General features: G+C 63.4%; 16 protein-coding genes. 12 read left to right on the plus strand and 4 right to left on the minus strand.

Annotated elements, in window-relative coordinates; genetic code table 11:
• Positions 1 to 65 precede the first annotated feature (65 nt).
• Complete coding sequence (gene pgi / locus A0U87_RS00590) at positions 66 to 1565, plus strand: glucose-6-phosphate isomerase (protein ID WP_004207241.1); 1500 nt, start codon at positions 66 to 68, stop codon at positions 1563 to 1565.
• 197 nt (positions 1566 to 1762) lie between these two features.
• Positions 1763 to 3109 carry a glutathione-disulfide reductase gene (gor, locus tag A0U87_RS00595; protein ID WP_048937130.1) on the plus strand — a complete coding sequence of 449 codons (1347 nt, stop codon included), beginning with the start codon at positions 1763 to 1765 and terminating at the stop codon, positions 3107 to 3109.
• Between the two features lie 94 nt (positions 3110 to 3203).
• On the opposite strand, the gene A0U87_RS00600 is transcribed toward gor, so the two are convergent.
• Together A0U87_RS00600 and A0U87_RS00605 are read right to left on the minus strand one after the other, a co-directional pair.
• The gene (locus A0U87_RS00600; RefSeq protein WP_048937248.1) at positions 3204 to 3917 is read right to left on the minus strand and encodes a 2OG-Fe dioxygenase family protein; all 714 of its coding nucleotides are present in this window, start codon (positions 3915 to 3917) and stop codon (positions 3204 to 3206) included.
• A 151-nt stretch (positions 3918 to 4068) separates the two neighbouring features.
• Positions 4069 to 4854, minus strand: coding sequence for an SDR family oxidoreductase (locus A0U87_RS00605; RefSeq protein ID WP_048937129.1), 786 nt, complete (start codon positions 4852 to 4854; stop codon positions 4069 to 4071).
• Between the two features lie 101 nt (positions 4855 to 4955).
• Here A0U87_RS00605 and A0U87_RS00610 point away from each other — a divergent pair, with 101 nt between their 5' ends.
• Entirely contained in the window at positions 4956 to 5852 is an 897-nt protein-coding gene (locus tag A0U87_RS00610) for a LysR family transcriptional regulator (RefSeq protein WP_137405175.1), read from the plus strand.
• 36 nt (positions 5853 to 5888) lie between these two features.
• On the opposite strand, the gene A0U87_RS00615 is transcribed toward A0U87_RS00610, so the two are convergent.
• Positions 5889 to 8345 carry a TonB-dependent receptor gene (locus A0U87_RS00615; protein WP_048937127.1) on the minus strand — a complete coding sequence of 819 codons (2457 nt, stop codon included), beginning with the start codon at positions 8343 to 8345 and terminating at the stop codon, positions 5889 to 5891.
• A gap of 245 nt (positions 8346 to 8590) precedes the next feature.
• Entirely contained in the window at positions 8591 to 10006 is a 1416-nt protein-coding gene (locus A0U87_RS00620; RefSeq protein ID WP_137405176.1) for a helix-turn-helix transcriptional regulator, read from the minus strand.
• A 140-nt stretch (positions 10007 to 10146) separates the two neighbouring features.
• On the opposite strand from A0U87_RS00620, the gene A0U87_RS00625 reads away from it, so the two are divergent.
• From A0U87_RS00625 to A0U87_RS00665, 9 genes are all read left to right on the plus strand, one after another.
• Positions 10147 to 11679: an acyl-CoA carboxylase subunit beta gene (locus A0U87_RS00625; RefSeq protein ID WP_048937126.1), complete on the plus strand. Its 1533-nt coding sequence runs from the start codon at positions 10147 to 10149 to the stop codon at positions 11677 to 11679.
• A gap of 114 nt (positions 11680 to 11793) precedes the next feature.
• Complete coding sequence (gene mce / locus A0U87_RS00630; protein ID WP_048937125.1) at positions 11794 to 12234, plus strand: methylmalonyl-CoA epimerase; 441 nt, start codon at positions 11794 to 11796, stop codon at positions 12232 to 12234.
• A 166-nt stretch (positions 12235 to 12400) separates the two neighbouring features.
• The gene (gene scpA / locus A0U87_RS00635; protein ID WP_122928060.1) at positions 12401 to 14554 is read left to right on the plus strand and encodes a methylmalonyl-CoA mutase; all 2154 of its coding nucleotides are present in this window, start codon (positions 12401 to 12403) and stop codon (positions 14552 to 14554) included.
• Positions 14555 to 15568, plus strand: coding sequence for a biotin synthase BioB (bioB, locus tag A0U87_RS00640; protein ID WP_004207227.1), 1014 nt, complete (start codon positions 14555 to 14557; stop codon positions 15566 to 15568).
• Positions 15565 to 15801, plus strand: coding sequence for a hypothetical protein (locus A0U87_RS00645; RefSeq protein ID WP_048937123.1), 237 nt, complete (start codon positions 15565 to 15567; stop codon positions 15799 to 15801). The genes bioB and A0U87_RS00645 overlap by 4 nt, the downstream gene beginning before the upstream one ends.
• 133 nt (positions 15802 to 15934) lie before the next feature.
• Positions 15935 to 16471 carry a hypothetical protein gene (locus A0U87_RS00650; protein WP_137405177.1) on the plus strand — a complete coding sequence of 179 codons (537 nt, stop codon included), beginning with the start codon at positions 15935 to 15937 and terminating at the stop codon, positions 16469 to 16471.
• Positions 16472 to 18472: an acetyl/propionyl/methylcrotonyl-CoA carboxylase subunit alpha gene (locus A0U87_RS00655; RefSeq protein WP_048937121.1), complete on the plus strand. Its 2001-nt coding sequence runs from the start codon at positions 16472 to 16474 to the stop codon at positions 18470 to 18472.
• Between the two features lie 119 nt (positions 18473 to 18591).
• Positions 18592 to 18963, plus strand: a complete 372-nt coding sequence (locus A0U87_RS00660; protein ID WP_048937120.1) for a tRNA-binding protein — start codon at positions 18592 to 18594, stop codon at positions 18961 to 18963.
• Between the two features lie 134 nt (positions 18964 to 19097).
• Complete coding sequence (locus tag A0U87_RS00665) at positions 19098 to 20687, plus strand: MFS transporter (RefSeq protein ID WP_137405178.1); 1590 nt, start codon at positions 19098 to 19100, stop codon at positions 20685 to 20687.
• Positions 20688 to 20702 lie beyond the last annotated feature (15 nt).

A 20702-nucleotide genomic window follows, 5' to 3' on the forward strand; every position in this document is an offset into this window, starting at 1 on the left:
ATAAGGAGAGGAAGAATCGACCGGTACAGCGTCGATATCGACCAACGACCAAGAGGATCTCCCGCATGTCCAGTCCCGCACTGGCGGCCCTTGCCGCCCTGCCTCAAGCTGAACTCAAGACCATCTTCGAGAGTGATCCCGACCGCCTGTCCAAGCTGGTGCTGAGCCATGGGCCGCTGCGCTTCGACTGGTCCAAGACGCATCTGACCGACGATCTGGTCGACGGCTTCCTGAAGCTGGCGCAGGAACAGGATTTCACCGGACGTCGCGAAGCACTGTTCGCCGGCGAGGCGGTGAACAATACTGAAGGACGCGCCGCCGAGCACACCGCGCAGCGCGGCGTCGGCAATGCCGACAGCGTGGCGCTGGCCAAGGCGCTGCATAATCGCACCCGCGCGCTGATCGACGCGATCGAGGCGGAAGCGCTCGGCCCGATCCGCCATATCCTGCATATCGGCATCGGCGGGTCGGCGCTCGGCCCCGACCTGATCGTCGATGCGCTGGGCGGCGACGGCATGCGCTATGATGTCGCGATCGTCTCCAATGTCGACGGCACGGCGCTCGAAAAGGCGATGGATGCGTTCGATCCCGACGCCACGCTGATCGCGATCGCGTCCAAGACCTTCACCACCAGCGAAACCATGCTGAACGCGGCGAGCGCGATCAACTGGATGGTCGAGGCGGGTGTCGAAGACCCTTATGGCAAGGTGATTGCGCTGACCGCCGCGCCAGAAAAGGCGATGGAATGGGGCGTCGACGAGACCCGCATCCTGCCCTTCCCCGAAAGCGTCGGCGGCCGCTATTCGCTCTGGTCGTCGATCGGCTTCCCCGCCGCACTGGCGCTGGGCTGGGACGCGTTCGAAAGCCTGCTGGAGGGCGCTGCGGCGATGGACCGCCATTTCCAGCTGACCGATCCGCGCGAGAATATCCCGCTGATCGCCGCCTTCGTCGATCAATATTATGCTCGTGTGCTGGGCTGCGAGACGCGCGCCCTGTTCGCCTATGACGAGCGGCTGGCGCTGCTGCCCTCCTATCTCCAGCAGTTGGAGATGGAGAGCAATGGCAAGTCGGTGAAGCTGGACGGATCGCCAGTCGATGGGCCGACCGCGCCGATCACCTGGGGCGGCGTCGGCACCGATGCGCAGCATGCGGTGTTCCAGCTGCTGCACCAGGGCACGATCCTGACCCCGGTGGAGTTCATCGCCTCGATCGAACCGGGCAATGCGCTCGACCCGGCGCATCATCGCGCACTGCTGGTCAACTGCTTCGCCCAAGGCGCGGCGCTGATGCGCGGCAAGGACAATGAAGATCCGGCCCGTGCCTATGCCGGCAACCGCCCGTCGACCACCATCCTGATGGATGATGTGAACCCAGAGGCGCTGGGCGCGCTGATCGCCTTCTACGAGCATCGCACCTTCGCCAATGCCGTGCTGATGGGGATCAACCCCTATGACCAGTTCGGTGTCGAGCTGGGCAAGGAGATCGCCAAGTCGATCGAGGCCAATGGCCCGACCGGTTTCGACCCCTCGACCATGGCGCTGATCGAGATCGCGCTGGGCGAATAAACCTCCCCGCAGGGGGAGGGGGACCGGCCGCAGGCCGGTGGAGGGGGCTATCCTTCTCCGCCGGGCTGGCGGCACACCCCCTCCATCATGCTGCGCATGGTCCCCCTCCCCACATGCGGGGAGGAAATTCCCATTTGTAACTGCGCCGTCCAGCCGCCATATCCGCCGCCAAGATAGTGCGCCGAGCGGAGACTGGCATGAGCGATTATGATTTCGACCTTTTCGTCATCGGCGCAGGATCGGGCGGGGTGCGCGCGTCGCGCGTCGCCGCCGCGCATGGCGCAAAGGTCGCGGTGGCCGAGGAATTTCGCGTCGGCGGCACCTGCGTCATCCGCGGCTGCGTGCCCAAGAAGCTGCTCATCTATGGCGCCCATTTCGCCGAGGATCTGAAGGACGCCCGCCGTTTCGGCTGGAATGTGCCGGACTGCGGCTTTGAATGGGCGACGCTGCGCGACAATGTGCTGGCCGATGTCGACCGGCTGGAAGGACTCTACACCAACACGCTCAACAGCCATAAGGTCGAGCTGATCGCCGAGCGGGTGACGGTGACCGGACCGCATAGCGTGAAGCTCGCCAGCGGACGCGAGGTGACGGCCAAGGTCATCCTGGTCGCGACCGGCGCCTGGCCGCTGATCCCCGAGGTGGAGGGCGCAGAACATGGCATCACCTCCAACGAGGTGTTCCACCTGGACGAATGCCCCAAGCGCATCGTCATCGTCGGGGGCGGCTATATCGCGAATGAATTTGCCGGCATCTTCCACCAGTTCGGCAGCCATGTGACGATGGTCAACCGGGGTGGCACGCTGCTGCGCGGCTATGACGAGCAGATCCGCGACCGGCTGCTCCAGATTTCGACGATGAAGGGGATTAATTTCCGCTTCAACGCGCAGATGGAGAAGATCGAGAAGAAGGAGGATGGCACCTTGTGCGTCCACTTCAAGAATGGCGATCCGGTCGCGGCCGATATCGTGCTGTTCGCCACCGGTCGCCAACCGCACACCGACGGTCTGGGTCTGGAGAATGCCGGCGTCGAGATCGACGACAAGGGCGCGATCAAGGTCGACGAATATAGCCGCACCAGTTGCGAGAGCATCTACGCCGTGGGCGACGTCACCGATCGGCTGCAACTGACCCCGGTGGCGATCCGCGAGGGCCATGCCTTTGCCGACACCGTGTTCGGCAACAATCCGCGCACCGTCGACTATAGCTGCGTGCCGTCGGCCGTGTTCAGCCATCCGCCGCTGGCCGGCGTCGGCCTGACCGAAGCGCAGGCCAAGAACAAATATGGCACGGTGAAGGTCTATACCTCCGACTTCCGGCCGATGAAGAATGTGCTGGCCGGGCGCGACGAGCGGGCGCTCTACAAGATGGTCGTGGATGCGACCACCAACAAGGTGGTGGGCCTGCACATGATCGGCCCGGATGCGCCGGAAATCCTGCAGGCGGCGGCCGTCGCGGTGAAGGCGGGCCTCACCAAGCAGGATTTCGATGATACGGTCGCGCTGCACCCCAGCATGGCTGAAGAGCTGGTGCTGCTGAAGTAAAGGCGGAGAACCAAAAATCCGTTCGCTTCGAGCGTGTCGAGAAGCGCAGAGCGCTGCGCTTGCCGTTTCTCGACTTCGCTCGAAACGAACGGGCTTAGTTGTTGGCTACAAAGGTAATCACCAGCGCGTCGCGCCAGGCGGGCTGGGCGGGATCGACGGCGTGGATTTCGGTTACGCCGTGGAAGATGCGGTGGTCATCGATCAGCATCGCGTCGCCCGGTTGGGCCAGGGTGAATTCGCCCATCGGCGTGCCGTCAGCGGCGCCGATGCGGGTGACGCCCTCGCGCACGTTACGGCGTTCGACCAGCATCACGAAGACCCGATCAACGCCGTCGCGGTGCATGCCCTCGGGCGTGGGGCGGCCAAGCTCCCCCGGCTTCGCCTCGATGCGGAACTGGTGCATCTCGACATGCCAGTCGCCCGATGATGCCGGATCGAAATGGCCGACGCAAAAGGCGAGCAGCGCCTGCGTCACCGGCAGCGCGATCGTAGCGTCTTCGACGGGATCGAACCAGCGCTGCACGTCGCCGTTCAGCGGATTATAGTCGCGGCTCTGATAATGGGGCTGGTGCGGCTGGCGGATGAACTGGCCGGCGGCGCAGCGAAAGGTCGCGTGGCGGCGGCGGCGATAACGGCCGCCATCAGCCATGAAGAGGTCGGGGCCAAGATCGTCCCAGCTGCGGGCAAAGGGCGCCCAGTCGGCCGCGCCGATTTCCAGCTGGTGCAGCAGGCCGGCGCCGGCCAGGCGGGCATAGCCATCCTGTTCCAGCGCCTGGTCGATGGTGGGCAGGCAGTCCGTATCGCTCATTTCCATCCTCATAGGCAGAGGAGGAAACGAGCGACAGGGCCAGTTGCCACAAGCAGGATGCTAACTCCCGTTCGCTTCGAGCGAAGTCGAGAAGCGGCAAGCGCCGTGCTGCCGTTTCCCGACAAGCTCGAAACGAACGGACGTGGGTTTTTTAGTAGATGGTGGGCACCATGCCGCCTTCGACCTTGACCGCAGCGCCGTTGGTGGCGGCGGCCAGCGGGCTGGCGAGATAGGCGGTCATCGCACCGACCTCATCGGCTTCGATCAGCCGCTTGATCAGCGAAAGCGGGCGCAGCTTGGTGAAGAATTCAGCCTCGCGTTCGGTTTCGGACGCGTCCTTGTTCTCGACCACCGAGCGGATGAACTCGACAATGCCCTCCGAGCGGGTCGGGCCGGGCAGCACCGAATTGACGGTGACGCCGGTACCGCGCGTATGTTCGGCCAGGCCGCGTGAAATGGCGAGCTGGGCCGACTTGGTCATGCCATAATGGATCATCTCGGCGGGCGGCAGCAGGCCGCTTTCGCTGGCGATGAAGAGGATGCGGCCCCAGTTCTTTTCGAGCATCTTCGGAAAATAATGGCGGGCGAGGCGGGCGCCGCTCACCACATTGACCTCGAACAGATGATGCCAGTCCGCGTCCGTGATGTCGGTGAAGTCCTTGGCCTCATAGATGCCGAGATTATTGACCAGGATGTCGATGTCCGGGACGGCGGCGATCAGCGCGTCGGCACCCGCGGCGGTCGCGGGATCGGCCAGTACCGGGCGGATGGTGCCGGCCTGCGACAATTCGGCGGCGGCAGCGTCCAGCTTGGCCTGGTTGCGGCCGGTGATGACGACCTCGACCCCTTCCTCAGCCAGGCGCTTGGCGATGGCGAAGCCGATGCCGGCAGTCGATCCGGTGACGAGGGCGGTCTTGCCCGAAAGCTGAAGATCCACGATGAATTCCTCTGAAAGTGACAGCGAAGTTGACAGCAAGATAGAGCATTTTGCATTGATGATTAGATTGCACTTTCGCATTTCAGAAGTGATTTGAAATCATGGATAACCGGTTCGGCGACATCGAAACCTTCCTGATGGTGGCGGGTGAAGGCAGTCTGGCGGCGGCGGCCAAGGCTTTGCGCCTGACGCCATCGGCGGTCAGCCGGTCGGTCGCGCGGCTGGAACAAAGGCTGGGCGTCACCCTGCTGCGGCGGACGACGCGGGCGCTGGCGCTCACGCCGGAAGGCGTCACCTATCGCGACCGTATGGCGGTGCTGCTGGGCGACATGATGGCGCTGGAGGCGGGGCTGGGCGAGGATCGCACGACGCCGCGCGGGCTGTTGCGGATCAACGCTTCGCCCTCCTTCGGCATCGAATGCCTGATCCCGATCCTGCCCGGCTTCCGTGACCTCTATCCGGCGGTGACGGTGGACCTGACCCTGTCCGACACGATCGTCGATCTGGTCGAGGAGCGGGCCGATATCGCCATCCGTATCGGCCCGCTGCGCGACACCAGCCTGCGCGCGAAGAAGCTGGGCCATAGCGCGATGGTGCTGGTGGCCAGCCCCGCCTATCTCGCCCGGCGCGGCACGCCGCAGACGCCGGACGATCTGGACGATCATGACTGCCTGCGCTTCAGCTTCCGCCGCTCGATCGACGGCTGGCCGTTCCGCATCCGCGGAAAGCTGGTGCAGCGGCCGGTGCAGGGCAGCTTCTACGGCAATTCAGGCGAAGTGGTGCGGCAGATGGCGGTCGCTGGCGGTGGCATCGCCCGGCACGGCCATTTCCATGTCGCGAGCGACATCAGGGCGGGGCGATTGGTCGAAGTGCTGGCCGACTATAATCCCGGCGATGGCGAGGATATCCATGCGCTCTATGCGGCGGAAGATCGCACGGCGGCGCGGGTGCGTGCGTTTCTCGACTATCTGGACGGGGCGATGCCCGTGGTGGGTTGAAGGGGCGCCCGCGGGTGCCGGCGCCCCTTCGTCCGGTCAAAAGGCCACGACCATCGACCCGCTGATCGCGCGGGGCGAGCCGAGATAGGCGGTGGTGGCGGTGCTGGTGAGGCCGGTGCCCGAATAGCCGATATAGACCTTGTCGAACAGGTTGGTGACGTTGAGCTGGAAGAAGGTCTTCTTGAGGCCCCATCGCTCCAGCGAGAAGCGGGCATCGAGATCGACCAGCGTATAGCCGGGCAGTTTCACCGTGTTGATGTCGTTGACATAGCGTTCGCCGGTCCGCTTGATCTGGAGGCCGAGGTCGACCGGGCCGAGCGTGCCCTGGATGCGGCTGCCCAGCGTGTAGACCGGCGCGCCGGCCTCGCGCTTGCCGGCGGTTGCGGCATAGGTGCTGGCGCCGGTCTGGACATCGTCCTTGATCTCCGACTTGAGGTAGGAGCCGAAGACGTAGAGCATCAGATCCTTGACCGGACGCACCGCGACGCTGCCGTCGACGCCATATTTGTCGACGCGGCCGAGGTTGCGGGTCACGCTGCAATCGCAATCGGCGTCATAGGCGGTCGCCAGGCGGTTGTTGTAGCGGGTGTACCAGCCCGAGAGCTGCGCCTGAACGATGCCGGACTGATAGCGCAGGCCAAGGTCGAACGCGTCGGAGGTTTCCGGCTTGGGATTGCCCGAGCTGGAGCCTTCGTCGAAATAGAGCGCGCCATAGAGCGCGTCGGTGCCGGGTACGGACAGGTTCTTGGCATAGCTGGTGAAGACGCTGGCCTTGCTGGTGAACTTGTAGGTGACGCCAAGGTTCGGCAGCAGCTTGTTATAGTCGAACTTGCGCGACTGCGGCGCGGCATAGGCGCTGTTGGCGGCAAGCTGGGCATCGATGCCGGCTTGGGTCGCCGGGCAGTTGACGTTGCCCGATGCGTCGGTGGTGACGCAATATTGATTGAGGTCGCGGCTGAAGAAGGGCATGCGCGCGCCCAGCAGCAGGATGACCTGATCGTCGAGATAGGAACCGCGATATTCGCCCGAAATCTGGTTCAGCGTGGCATAGGATAGCCGGTTGCGCTTCTGCACGACATTGCCGTCGGCATCGACGATCGGATTGTTGATCGGGAAGACATCGACCGGATCGCCATTGGCCTCCAGATAGCCGGCCTCGCCGGTCTGGCGATGGCGGGCGCGGTCATAGGTGTAGGACAGGCGCAGGCGATTGTCGGGGTCGATATCGTAGGACAGGTTGGCGATCACGCCATAGCGTTTGGTCACGGTCTGGCTGGGTGACAGGACGCGCACGAAATCCTGCGTGTCGCCATCGCCATTCAGGTCCACGCCGCCGACATAATAATATTGGGTCGAGCTGCTGGTGGCGGTGTTGCGGCTGTCCTTGAGATAATGGCCGCCCGTGTTGCCGTCGGCACTGGCGCCTTCATAGGCATAGGATGTGCCGCCGCCATTGGCCTTGGTATATTGGAAGCTGGGATCGACCGTCAGCGTGAGGCCATTCGCCAGGGTGAAGCGCGAATTGAGCCGGACATTGCCGGTGTTGGACGGGTTGTAGCGCCGCTCGAACGCCGAACCGCAGCTATTGGCATAGTCGGTGACGCCGGTCTGCGGCGTGTCCACGGTGCAGGTCGCGGTGTCGTAGAAGCGGCCGTCGGTCGTGCCGGGGAAGGTCGCGGTGGTATAGGTCGAACCGTTGAAGGTGTTGCGGTTCTGGTTGTAATGGCCCGCCAGTGCGATGAAGTCGCCATTGCTGCCGATCGGCTGGTAGATCTTGCCATTATATTGCTGTTTATCAACGCCGCCATAATTGGTGTAGGTCGACTTGTTGGTCGCGCGCGAGGCGGAGAACCAGGCCTTGGTGCCGAACGGCGTGAACACGCCGGTCTGGAACATGCCGAAGATGCGGTGATAGGCGCGATCATCGTCATTGCCGCGGGCGACGATATTGCCATAGCTGGCGCTGATCATCGCGCCCATCTCGTCCGATGGCATCAGCGAGCGGATGTTGATCGTGCCGCCGGCGGCCGAAGCGGTCGGGCTGTCGACGTCGGTGGAGCCCAGGCTGACGGTTGCCGCCTCGATGATTTCCGGGTCGAGCTGCTGGTTGGTGTAGAGCGCGTAATTGCCCGAGTCATTGAGCGGTATGCCGTCGATCGTCTGCGACACGCGGTCGGAGCTGAATCCGCGCACGGTGAAGCTGCCGCCCAGCGATCCCCAGGGGTCCTGGTTGGAGAAGCTGACGCCGGGCACCAGGTTCAGCGTTTCGTTGATCGCCTGGCCGGGGCGCTGGCGGGCGATGATCTCCTGGTCGAGCATGACCTTGGCCTTGGGCGTTTCGGGAATCTTGACGCCGCCCACGCTCTGGTCGCCCTGCGCACCGGTGACGATGATGCTGTCCTCGAAATCCTGCGAGCCGGTCGATTGCGCGAGCGCGATCGTCGGCGCAGCCGCCACGACCAGCGCGGCGCTGCACATCAATAGCTGTTTCATTGACCCGAAATCCCTTTTTACCATGTGCGACAAGGGTGCCGATTATCTGTTCTGGCACCGAGCTGTCCGTGACAGTCCCGCCCTGCAACTGGGATTTCGCTATGACAATTTTGTTAAAAGTGACACGACATATAAGTGAATTATATTTCAATATACTGCACGATCTTCATGGTTGAAGATGAGTATTGAAATGTAAAAGTAATGTCGGATTTTATTTCGGATTTTCGTGTAATTATTACTTCGTGTCAGCCGATCCAGTAGGGCACGATCTGGCGATTGTCGGGGTCGACATGGATCGGGCGGTCGGCGGGCGGGAAGGCGCGCTGGTCGCAGCTCTGGCGCGAGCAGAGGCGGCAGGTGATGCCGATCGGCGTCGCGGCGCCTTCCTCCTGCAGATGCAGGCCGTCGGCATAGACGAAATTGGCCGCATGGGCGACCTCGCAGCCCAGCACTACGGCGAAACGGCGCGGGGTGCGCTTGTAGCTGCCGGACGGCTTCACCAGCCCCTTGGCCATCGAGACATAGCGCACGCCGTCGGGGGTCTCGCCAAGCTGCACATTGATGCGGTCGGGCACGGCCACCGCCTCATGCACGTTCCACAGCGGGCAGGCGCCGCCGAAGCGCGCGAATTGCAGCCGGGTGGCGCTGTGGCGCTTGGTGATGTTGCCGGCCATGTCGACCCGGCAGAAGAAGAAGGGGATGCCGCGCAGGCCCGGCCGCTGCAGTGTGGACAGGCGGTGGCAGGCCTGTTCGAAACTGACGCCGAAGGTGCGGGCCAGCCGGTCGATATCATGGCGCATCGTCCGTGCCGCCTCGCGGAAGGGGGCGTAGGGCATGAGCAGTGCGCCGGCGGCATAATTGCCAAGGCCGATGGCGAGCAGCCGGTCGACGCCGGTGACCGGCAGCCCGGCCTTGCGCACCACATCGGCGATCACCGCCTGCCCCTCCAGCATCATCAGCTGGTGCGCCAGCATGAACTTGCGGCTTTCGGTCGGCAGGGCGGCGTTGATGAACAATTGCCGGTCGGCGGCGCGATAGGCGCGCAGCGCGCTGTCGGGTGTCTCGGCGATCAGCGTCTCGATGCCGTGGCGGCGGGCGAGCGCCTCGACCAGCATCCCTTCGTCCAGCACCTGGCCCTGGGCAAAGCTTTCGGCCATCTCCTCGGCCAGGCAGTCGAGGCTATGGACATAATTGCCCGCCTCGTGAAACCAGTCGCGCGCCGCTTCCCAGGGCAGGCGGGCCTGCACCTCATGATCGTTGGCGATCGCCTCCTCGATCATGTTGATCCGCTCATTGGCGCGCATATGGGCGTTGTAGAGATCGACATAGCGGGCCGCGAACTCGGGGAATTGCAAATGCAGCTTCTCGATCCGTTCCGGCTCCAGCGCCGGGCCGGGCAGTTCGGGATGGGACAGGGCAAAGGCGAAGGCGCCCAGCAATTGCTCGTCCTCGCGGCTGTCGAAACTGGCCCAGTCGGTGGGAAAGGCATTGGCGAGCGCGGCCTTGACCTTGGCGGTCAGCGGGCGATCGTCATTTTCCATTTGGCTGAGATAGGATACGGATATGCCCAGTGCCTGCGCCATGGTCGCCTGGTCCATGCGATGGTCCAGGCGCAGCTGGCGCAGGCGTGGACCTGCGAATATACGATTGCCGCGTGCCATAATCCTTACCCTAATTTGCGAAGTCGCGATTTGCAAATTGGCAAATTTACATTTGCGAACTTTGTGTGCGGCTGGGTAGGGGAAGGGCAAGGCGGCGTCGGCCAAGCTATGGACGCCACGAATTTGGAGAGAAGCCTTTCATGTCGAAGCTCGCCATCATCGAACAGCTGGAAGCCAAGCGCGAGGGCGCCCGCATGGGCGGCGGCCAGCGCCGCATCGACGCGCAGCATGGCAAGGGCAAGCTGACCGCGCGGGAGCGGATCGAAGTGCTGCTGGACGAGGACAGCTTTGAAGAGCTGGACATGTATGTCGAGCATAACTGCATCGATTTCGGCATGGACGAACAGCATATTCCGGGCGACGGCGTCGTCACCGGATCGGGCACGATCAACGGCCGGCTCGTCTATGTCTTCAGCCAGGACTTCACCGTTTATGGCGGTGCGGTGTCGGAACGGCACGCGATGAAGATCTGCAAGATCATGGATATCGCGATGAAGGTCGGGGCGCCGGTGATTGGCCTCAACGACAGCGGCGGCGCGCGCATCCAGGAGGGTGTCGCCTCGCTCGCCGGCTATGCCGAGATTTTCCAGCGCAATGTGCTGGCGTCGGGCGTGGTGCCGCAGATCAGCGTCATCATGGGGCCGTGCGCGGGCGGCGCGGTCTATTCGCCGGCGATGACCGACTTCATCTTCATGGTGAAGGACAGCAGCTTCATGTTCGTAACCGGGCCGGACGTGGTCAAGACCGTTACCAACGAGGTGGTGACCCAGGAGGAACTGGGCGGCGCGATTACCCACACGACCAAGTCGGGCGTGGCGGACGTGGCGTTCGAGAACGACATCGAAGCGTTGCTGGCGGTGCGCGATTTCGTCGACTTCCTGCCCGCGTCCAACAAGGAACCGGTGCCCGAGCGGCCGAGCGCGGACCCGTGGGACCGGCTGGAGGACAGCCTCGACACGCTGATCCCGGCCAATGCCAACCAGCCCTATGACATGCACGAACTGATCCGCAAGGTGGTGGACGAAGGCGACTTCTTCGAGGTGCAGCCGGCGCATGCGGGCAATATCCTGTGCGGTTTCGGCCGGATCGAGGGCAAGACGGTGGGCATCATCGCCAACCAGCCGATGGTGCTGGCCGGCGTGCTGGACATCAACTCGTCCAAGAAGGCCGGCCGGTTCGTGCGCTTCTGCGATGCGTTCGAGATCCCGATCGTCACCTTCGTCGACGTGCCGGGCTTCCTGCCGGGCACCGCGCAGGAGCATAGCGGCATCATCAAGCATGGCGCGAAACTGCTGTTCGCCTATGCCGAGGCGACCGTGCCGAAGATCACCGTCATCACCCGCAAGGCCTATGGCGGCGCCTATGACGTGATGAGTTCCAAGCATCTGCGCGGCGACTTGAACTATGCCTGGCCGACCGCCGAGATTGCGGTGATGGGCGCCAAGGGCGCGGTCGAGATCATCTTCCGCGGCAAGACGCCCGAAGAGATTGCCGAGAAGACCAAGGAATATGAAGACCGCTTCGCCAACCCCTTCGTGGCGGCGAGCAAGGGCTTCATCGACGAGGTGATCCAGCCCCACTCGACCCGCAAGCGGATCGCGCTGGGCCTGCGCAAGCTCAGGAACAAGAGCCTCGAAAATCCGTGGAAGAAGCACGACAATATTCCGCTCTAAATAACGACGTCATCCCCGCGAAAGCGGGGATCCATCCCCCGACATTGCTTCTTGGGGATGGGTTGGGAGATGGGTTCCCGCTTTCGCGGGAATGACGATATTGGGAATGATGTTATGAAACTCGGCCGTCTCAACCATATCGGCATCGCGACGCCTTCGCTGGCGGCGAGCCTGGCCTATTATCGCGACATCATGGGCGCGACGCTGACGCACGAACCGTTCGACCTGCCGGCGCAGGGGGTGAAGGTGTGCTTCGTCGACACGCCGGGCGAGGGCGGCACAGCGGGCACGCAGATCGAGCTGATCGAGCCGCTGGGCGAGAACAGCCCGATCCATGGCTTCATCGCCAAGAACCCGGCCGGCGGGCAGCATCATATGTGCTATGAAGTGCCCGACATCCACGAGGCCAAGGCCTGGTTCGAGGGGCTGGGCAAGAAGGTACTCGGCGAACCGCGCATCGGGGCGCATGGCACGCCGATCTTCTTCGTCCACCCCAAGGACATGAACGGGGTGCTGACCGAGATCATGGAGACGCCGAAGGACGGCGCGCACTGACATCTCCCCTCCCGCAAGCGGGAGGGGCAGCGAGACTTGGCGGCTTTGCCGCCTAGTCGCAGCGGGGTGGGCACGGGACAGCCCACTCCAACTTCGGCTAGCCAACAAGTTGGCAAGCCTGCGTATCCTCTCCCGCCTGCGGGAGAGGAATAAGGTAGGGACTAGGATGACCGAGAAGCCGACATTGGACCAGTGGGCAGCCGCTGCCGCCAAGGAAGTGAAGGGCAAGGATCTGAACTGGGATACCCCCGAAGGTATCACGGTGAAGCCGCTTTACACGGCCGATGACGTCAGCGTCGATCCCGGCCTGCCCGGCTTCGCGCCCTTCACCCGCGGCGTGCGTGCGTCCATGTATGCGGGGCGGCCCTGGACCATCCGCCAATATGCGGGCTTCTCGACCGCCGAGGAATCCAACGCCTTCTATCGCCGCAACCTGGCCGCTGGGCAGAAGGGCCTCAGCGTCGCCTTCGACCTCGCCACCCATCGCGGCTATGACAGCGACCATCCCCGCGTCGTCGGCGATGTCGGCAAGGCGGGCGTGGCGATCGACACGATCGAGGACATGAAGATCCTGTTCGACGGCATTCCGCTCGACAAGATGAGCGTATCGATGACCATGAACGGCGCGGTCATCCCGATCCTGGCCTTCTTCATCGTCGCGGGCGAGGAACAGGGGGTCGAGCGCAAATTGCTCGACGGGACCATTCAGAACGACATTCTGAAGGAGTTCATGGTCCGCAACACCTATATCTACCCGCCCGAACCCTCGATGCGGATCATCTCCGACATTTTCGGCTACACCTCGCGCGAGATGCCCAAGTTCAACAGCATCTCCATTTCCGGCTATCATATGCAGGAAGCCGGCGCGACGCAGGTGCAGGAACTGGCCTTCACCATCGCCGATGGCGCGGAATATGTGCGCTATGGCGTGGCGAGCGGCCTCGACATCGACAAGTTTGCCGGGCGCCTCAGCTTCTTCTTCGCGATCGGCATGAACTTCTTCATGGAGATCGCCAAGCTGCGCGCCGCGCGCGTGCTGTGGCATCGCGTCATGACCAAGCTCGGCGCGCAGGATGAGCGCAGCAAGATGCTGCGCACCCATTGCCAGACATCGGGCGTCTCGCTGACCGAGCAAGACCCTTATAATAACGTCATGCGCACCACGATCGAGGCGATGGCGGCGATGCTGGGCGGCACCCAGTCGCTCCACACCAATGCGCTGGACGAAGCGATTGCGCTGCCGACGGACTTTTCCGCCCGCATCGCGCGCAACACGCAGATCGTGATCCAGGAAGAGACCGGCATGTGCAATGTCGTCGATCCGCTGGGCGGCAGCTATTATATCGAGGCGCTGACCCAGCAACTGGTCGACGCCGCGCAGGAAATCATCGACCGCGTGGAAAGCGAAGGCGGCATGGCCAAGGCCGTGGGCGCAGGCTGGCCCAAGGCGATGATCGAAACAGCCGCCGCCGCCCGTCAGGCCCGCGTCGACCGGGGCGAGGACGTCATCGTCGGCGTCAACAAATATCGCCTGGCGAACGAAGACCTGCTCGAAACGCTGGAAGTCGACAACACCAAGGTCCGCGAGGCGCAGATCGCCCGCATCAACCGGGTGAAGGCGCAGCGCGACGAGGATGCCTGCCAGGCTGCGCTCCAGTCGCTGCGCGATGCCGCCGCCGCCCCGCAGTCGATCGAGACCAATCTCCTGGCCCATGCCGTCGAGTGCGCCCGCGCCCGCGCCACGCTCGGCGAAATCTCTGCCGCCATGGAGGACAGCTTCAACCGCTATGGCACGCAGCCGACGCCGGTGAAGGGTGTCTATGGCGCGCCCTACAAGGATGACAGCCGCTGGAAACAGGTTCTCGACGGGGTGCAGGCCGTCGAACGGCGCCTCGGTCGCAAGCCCAAACTCCTCGTCGCCAAGATGGGGCAGGATGGGCACGACCGGGGCGCCAACATCATCGCCTCGGCTTTCGGCGACATGGGCTTCGATGTCGTGTCCGGGCCTTTGTTCCAGACGCCGGAGGAAACGGTGGTGCTGGCGCTCGACAGCGGCGTGGACGTGGTCGGCGCGTCGTCGCTCGCCGCCGGGCACAAGACGCTGATCCCCGAACTCATCAACCGGCTGCGCGAAAAGGGACGCAGCGACATCAAGGTGATCGCCGGCGGCGTCATCCCGCCGCAGGATTATGACTATCTTCGTGACGCAGGGGTTCAGGGCATTTATGGGCCGGGTTCCAATGTCGTGGAGTGCGCCGCCGATGTGCTGCGCCTGCTCGGCCACAACATGCCCCCGGTGGGGCTAGAGGAAGCTGCGTAAATGAATACCCCCTGCACCCTGACCGCCCGCAACGACTGGACGCGGGAGGAAATCGCCGCGCTGTTCGACCTGCCGTTTGGCGACCTGATGTTCGAAGCGCAGTCGATCCACCGCGCGAACTTCCCGCGCAACGAGGTGCAGCTGTCCACCCTGTTGTCGATCAAGACCGGGGGCTGTCCGGAGGATTGCGGCTATTGCAATCAGTCGGCCTCGGCGGAAAGCGGGCTCAAAGCCGAAAAGCTGATGAGCGTGCAAGCGGTGATGCAGGCGGCGGCGCAGGCGAAGGACGCGGGCAGCTCGCGCTTCTGCATGGGTGCGGCCTGGCGCAACCCCAAGGACCGCGACATGCCCGCCATCGTCGAGATGGTGAAGGGCGTGCGCCAGATGGGCATGGAAACCTGCATGACGCTGGGGATGCTGAGCGAAAGCCAGGCGGATATGCTGGCGGAAGCCGGGCTCGATTATTACAACCATAATATCGACACCTCGCCCGAACATTATGAGAAGGTCATCACCACCCGGACCTTTGACGATCGTCTGGTGACGCTGGAAAATGTCCGCAATTCGGGCATCAATGTCTGCTCGGGCGGCATCGTCGGCATGGGCGAGGCCCGCGAGGATCGCGTCGGCTTCCTCCATGCGCTGGCCGTGCTGCCGGTCCATCCGCAGAGCGTGCCGATCAACGCCCTGGTTCCGGTCAAGGGCACGGTGCTGGGCAATATGCTGGCCGACACACCGCTCGCCAAGATTGACGAGATCGAGTTCGTGCGCACCGTCGCGGTCGCGCGGATCGTGATGCCCGAAAGCATGGTGCGCCTGTCGGCCGGCCGCGAGAGCATGTCGGATAGCTGTCAGGCGCTCTGCTTCATGGCCGGCGCGAACAGCATCTTCACCGGCGACAAGCTGCTGACCACCGCCAATGCCGGCGACAATGCCGATGCGGCGCTGTTCGCCAAGCTGGGCGTCGTGCCGATGCAGGCCGAAGTGAAGGTTGAACTGGAGGCGGCTGAGTGACGAAACCCGGCGGCCGCAAGATCATGCTCTTCGTGGTGCTCAGTATCGCATACTGGGCCATCGCGTCGATCATGATCGCGATGGCCGCCATTCGAGTGTGTGGCATAACGCCGGATGCGGCTGAAGCCTGCGATACGACGTCGATCGCCATTGTGATGGCAATCGCCTTTGCCTTGTTTGCTGGCTTGTCGATGCTTTTCTTCAAGGCGCGGTTGTCGGGAGTGGATGAATGATCGCGCGTTCGCCCACCTTCGTCACCCCGGCCTTGAGCCGGGGTCCCGCTTCTTCTTTGCCGTCGCGCGGGAAGAAAGCGGGACCCCGGCTCAAGGCCGGGGTGACGGGTGTGGGTGAGGTTGCGGTGACGAAATGAGCTATCAGTCGTCTACCGCTGTAAATGCCAGATGGGCTTTGACTTTTCTGCTGCTGGTTTGGGCTTTGGCAAATGGTGGTCCAGCCATTGCTGTTTTCGCCGAGCGCGCTTTTGATCCTTTGAACTGGCGCTTGAATGAGATGGAGCCTATTTTCCGCAATTCGCGCACTTGGGGAGGATACTGGGCACTGGGCTCTGTAGTTTCGACTGCCATAGTTGCCGTTCCAATCGCCTGCATCGCGCTCCTGCGCAAACCAGACGGTGAAACTAGGTCGCTTAGAATGAGCGCGTTTCTTACTCTGGCAATTTGGTTCGCCCTTTTTGGCATTCTCTATTTTTCGATGGAGTTTGGTGGGCAAATGCGGCCGATGAGCGATCCGCTTTGCCTTGGTGTGGAAACACCCGGACCGGACAATTGTGACGTGAACGGCGCCAACTTCTTCATGCTGGCTCTCCCAACGATCAACGCGATCGTTTCGGCGACGCTGCTCACTTTTACATGGTTTATATATAGGCGAGAGAGCGAAACCTAAATGGCAATCACCAAGATCCTGATCGCGAACCGTGGCGAAATTGCGTGCCGTGTCATGCGGACGGCCAAGAAGATGGGCATCAAGACCGTCGCGGTCTATTCCGATGCCGACGCCCGCGCGCCGCATGTGCTGATGGCCGATGAAGCCGTCCATATCGGCCCGCCGCCCGCCGCCCAGTCCTATCTGCTGGCCGACAAGATCATCGAAGCGTGCAAGGCGACCGGCGCCGATGCGGTGCATCCGGGCTATGGCTTCCTCTCCGAGCGCGAGAGCTTCCGCAAGGCGCTCGACGCCGAGGGCATCATCTTCGTCGGCCCGCCCGCCAATGCCATCGCCGCCATGGGCGACAAGATCGAATCCAAGAAGCTGGCGATGGAAGCGGGCGTCAATGTCGTCCCTGGCTTTGTCGGCGTGATCGACGACACCGAACATGCCGTCCGCATCTCCAACGAGATCGGCTATCCGGTGATGATGAAGGCATCGGCCGGCGGCGGCGGCAAGGGGATGCGCCTTGCCTATAGCGAACAGGATGTCCGCGAAGGCTTTGAGGCGACCAAGCGCGAGGGCCTCAACAGCTTTGGCGACGACCGCGTCTTCATCGAGAAGTTCATCGAAAGCCCGCGCCATATCGAAATTCAGGTGCTGGGCGACCAGCATGGCAATATCGTTTACCTCAACGAACGCGAATGCTCGATCCAGCGCCGCCATCAGAAGGTCGTCGAGGAAGCGCCGTCGCCCTTCGTCAGCCCCGAAATGCGCAAGAAGATGGGCGAGCAGTGCGTCGCCCTGGCCCGCGCGGTCGGATACTTCAGCGCCGGCACGGTCGAACTGATCGTCAGCGGCGAGGACAAGACCGGCGACGGCTTCTATTTCCTCGAAATGAACACGCGGCTTCAGGTCGAGCATCCCGTCACCGAGGAAATCACCGGCGTCGATCTGGTCGAACAGATGATCCGCGTCGCCAATGGCGAGAAGCTGAGCTTCACGCAGGCCGACGTGAAGATCAACGGCTGGTCGATCGAGAACCGTGTCTATGCCGAAGACCCTTATCGCGGCTTCCTGCCGTCGACCGGCCGCCTGATCCGCTACAACCCGCCCGAAACCGGCACGGATGAGAGCGGCGCGCTGATCCGCGTGGATGATGGCGTGCAGGAAGGCGGCGAGGTGTCGATCTTCTACGATCCGATGATCGCCAAGCTGATCACCTGGGCGCCCACGCGCCTCGAAGCCATCGACAAGCAGATCGAGGCGCTCGACAAGTTCGAGATCGAGGGGCCGGGCCACAATATCGATTTCGTGTCCGCGCTGATGCAGCATGAGCGCTTCCGCTCGGGCAATATCACCACCGGCTTCATCGCCGAGGAATATCCTGAAGGCTTCACCGGCGCGCCCGCGTCGGCGGAATTGCTCCAGCGCCTGTCCGCGATCGGCGCCTTCGCCGCCATGGCACAGGCCGACCGCGCCCGTCGATGCGACGGGCAGCTTGGCAAGCGCCTTAGCCCCCCGACTGGCTGGCAGGTGAAGATCGGCGACGCCATCCATGATGTCGTGATCGACGGCGACGAAGTGACGGTCGATGGCGAGAGCCTCGACATGGCGCTGGAATATACGCCGGGCGATCGCCTGATTGAGGCGGAGTTTGGCGAGGAACAACTGGCGGTGCGGATTGCGCCGGTGCGGTCGGGCTTCGTGCTGACGGCCCATGGCGCCAGCCACAAGCTGCGCATCCTGCCGGCCCACGCCGCGCCCTATGCCGCGCACATGATCGAAAAGATCCCGCCCGATCTGTCGAAATATCTGATCTGCCCGATGCCCGGCCTGCTGGTCGCGCTGAACGTCAAGCAGGGCGACAAGGTCGAGATCGGCCAGCCGCTCGCCGTGATCGAGGCGATGAAGATGGAAAATATCCTGCGCGCCGGCAAGGCGGGCACGGTCAAGAGCGTGTCCGCCGCCCAGGGCGAAAGCCTGCCGGTCGACGCGGTGATCCTGGAACTGGAATAAGGCTCGCTTCCACCGTCACCTTGGCGAAAGCTGGGATCTCACATCTCTTTTGCGATGGCGTTGAAAGAAAAGTGGGATTCCAGCTTTCGCTGGAATAACGGGAATGGTTTGATGGCGCCATGCACCTGACCCACGACCCCAGCGCCCCCGCCGCCGACCCGATCGGCTTCGACGATTTCCTGAAGGTGGACATCCGCGTCGGCACGATCGTCTCGGCCGAGCCCTATCCCGAGGCGCGCAAGCCCGCCTACAAGCTGCTGATCGATTTCGGCCCGACGATCGGCCAGAAGAAATCGAGCGCCCAGATCACCGAAAACCACGCGCTGGAAGACCTGCCCGGCCGCCAGGTCGCCGCCGTAGTCAATTTCCCGCTGCGCCAGATCGGCAAGTTCATGTCGGAAGTGCTGACCCTGGGCTTCGCCGACGCGGCCGGCGCCGTCATGCTGTTCGCGCCCGACAGGCCCGTGCCGAACGGTTCGCGACTGTTCTGAACCTGTCCTACAAGGGCCGAGCCATGTTAGGCAGTCGGCATGGCGGCTATGCGCGTGCTGTTGGAAATTTCCTTTCCCGTTGGCGCATGAAGATGTCAAAATATACGGGAAATATGCGAGGTTAAGGGGGCGGGATGACGCAGGCGGTCGGGGGCCACTATGTGATGGATGCGAAGCGGGACCGGTTGGTCATCACCGCTTCGGCACTCGGCACGGTGTTCGAATGGTATGATTTCTACATCTATGGCGTGCTGGCGCCGATCATCGGCCGTACCTTCTTTCCGACCGACAATCCGACCGTGGAACTGCTCTATTCGCTCGCCGGCTTCGCGATCGGCTTCGGCTTCCGACCGCTGGGCGCGATGCTGTTCGGCTATCTGGGCGATCGGCTGGGGCGCAAATATACGTTTCTGGCCACTATCGTCCTGATGGGGCTGGCAACGGCGGGCGTCGGGTTGACCCCGTCGGCGGCCAGCATCGGTGTCGCCGCACCGGTCATCCTGATCGCGTTGCGCATCGCGCAGGGGCTGGCGCTGGGCGGCGAATATGGCGGCGCGGCCATCTATGTCGCCGAACATGCGCCGGCCGGAAAGCGCGGCTTCTATACCAGCTTCATCCAGGCCGGGGTGATTGGCGGCTTCATCCTGTCGCTGATCGTCGTGGTCGGCACGCAATGGATCGTCAGCATGGAGGTCTGGGACGCCTGGGGATGGCGTATTCCCTTCATCTTCTCGCTGGCGCTGCTCGCCATTTCGCTGTGGATGCGGCTGATGCTGCGCGAAAGCCCGGTCTTCACGGCGATGAAGAAGGCGGGGCAACAGGCGAAGAACCCGCTAAAGGAAGCCTTTACCGCGCCGGGCAACAGGAAGCGGATGCTGGTGGCGATGATCGGCATCGCGGCGGGCTTCACCGTGATTGCCTATACGGTGATGTTCCAGGCGCTCTATTTCCTGCAGAGCGGCCTGCATGTCGCGCCGGGCATCGCGCAACTGCTGGTCGGCGGCAGCGCCTTTGCCGGCATGGCGAGCTTCATCTTCTTCGGCTGGCTCTCCGACCGGGTCGGGCGCAAGAAGCCGATCGTCATCGGCTATGCGCTGGTGCTGCTGCTGGTCATGCCGCTCTACCAGTATATGGGCGCGACCGCGAACCCGGCGCTGACGCAGGCAGCAGCACGGGCGCCGGTGGTGGTGAGCGGTCCAGATTGCCGTTTCGATCCCTTTGCCAAGATACAGCCGACCGCCTGCGGCAAGCTGCTCGATCATTTTTCCAAGCGCGGCATCCCCTATGACAAGCGCAGCGGCGTCGCCCCCGCGGTCAGCATCGGCGGCGTGGCCGTGGTGGACCTCAGCAGGGAGGGGATCGATGCCGCGCTGACGGCGCAGGGCTATGATTTCGGTGTCGTCCGCCCCGACTGGCCGCGTGCGCTGATGCTGTTCGCCGCGCTGCTGCTGCTCTGGACCCTGTCGGGTGCGACCTATGGCCCGGTCGCGGCGCTTCTGTCGGAATATTTCCCGGCCCGCATCCGCTACAGTTCGCTCTCCATCCCCTATCATATCGGCACCGGCTATTTCGGCGGTTTCCTGCCGCTGGTCAGCCAATATATCGTCGCGCGGACCGGCGATCCCTATGCCGGCCTATGGTACACGATCGTCGTGGTGGCGCTGGCGCTGGTCACCTGCCTCGTCGCCTTGCCGGAAACGAAAGGACGCCCCCTCGACGCCTGAGCCCCGGCGCGCTAT

The sequence above is a fragment of the Sphingobium sp. MP9-4 genome (assembly GCF_005281675.1).
Classification (GTDB): domain Bacteria; phylum Pseudomonadota; class Alphaproteobacteria; order Sphingomonadales; family Sphingomonadaceae; genus Sphingobium; species Sphingobium yanoikuyae.

What these genes read in the sequence shown, in the direction of transcription:
- pgi (WP_004207241.1), top strand. Translation starts at nt 66, where the DNA reads ATGTCCAGTCCCGCACTGGCGGCCCTTGCCGCCCTGCCTCAAGCTGAA.
- gor (WP_048937130.1), top strand. Translation starts at nt 1,763, where the DNA reads ATGAGCGATTATGATTTCGACCTTTTCGTCATCGGCGCAGGATCGGGC.
- A0U87_RS00600 (WP_048937248.1), bottom strand. Translation starts at nt 3,917, where the DNA reads ATGAGCGATACGGACTGCCTGCCCACCATCGACCAGGCGCTGGAACAG.
- A0U87_RS00610 (WP_137405175.1), top strand. Translation starts at nt 4,956, where the DNA reads ATGGATAACCGGTTCGGCGACATCGAAACCTTCCTGATGGTGGCGGGT.
- A0U87_RS00615 (WP_048937127.1), bottom strand. Translation starts at nt 8,345, where the DNA reads ATGAAACAGCTATTGATGTGCAGCGCCGCGCTGGTCGTGGCGGCTGCG.
- A0U87_RS00620 (WP_137405176.1), bottom strand. Translation starts at nt 10,006, where the DNA reads ATGGCACGCGGCAATCGTATATTCGCAGGTCCACGCCTGCGCCAGCTG.
- A0U87_RS00625 (WP_048937126.1), top strand. Translation starts at nt 10,147, where the DNA reads ATGTCGAAGCTCGCCATCATCGAACAGCTGGAAGCCAAGCGCGAGGGC.
- mce (WP_048937125.1), top strand. Translation starts at nt 11,794, where the DNA reads ATGAAACTCGGCCGTCTCAACCATATCGGCATCGCGACGCCTTCGCTG.
- scpA (WP_122928060.1), top strand. Translation starts at nt 12,401, where the DNA reads ATGACCGAGAAGCCGACATTGGACCAGTGGGCAGCCGCTGCCGCCAAG.
- bioB (WP_004207227.1), top strand. Translation starts at nt 14,555, where the DNA reads ATGAATACCCCCTGCACCCTGACCGCCCGCAACGACTGGACGCGGGAG.
- A0U87_RS00650 (WP_137405177.1), top strand. Translation starts at nt 15,935, where the DNA reads ATGAGCTATCAGTCGTCTACCGCTGTAAATGCCAGATGGGCTTTGACT.
- A0U87_RS00655 (WP_048937121.1), top strand. Translation starts at nt 16,472, where the DNA reads ATGGCAATCACCAAGATCCTGATCGCGAACCGTGGCGAAATTGCGTGC.
- A0U87_RS00660 (WP_048937120.1), top strand. Translation starts at nt 18,592, where the DNA reads ATGCACCTGACCCACGACCCCAGCGCCCCCGCCGCCGACCCGATCGGC.
- A0U87_RS00665 (WP_137405178.1), top strand. Translation starts at nt 19,098, where the DNA reads ATGACGCAGGCGGTCGGGGGCCACTATGTGATGGATGCGAAGCGGGAC.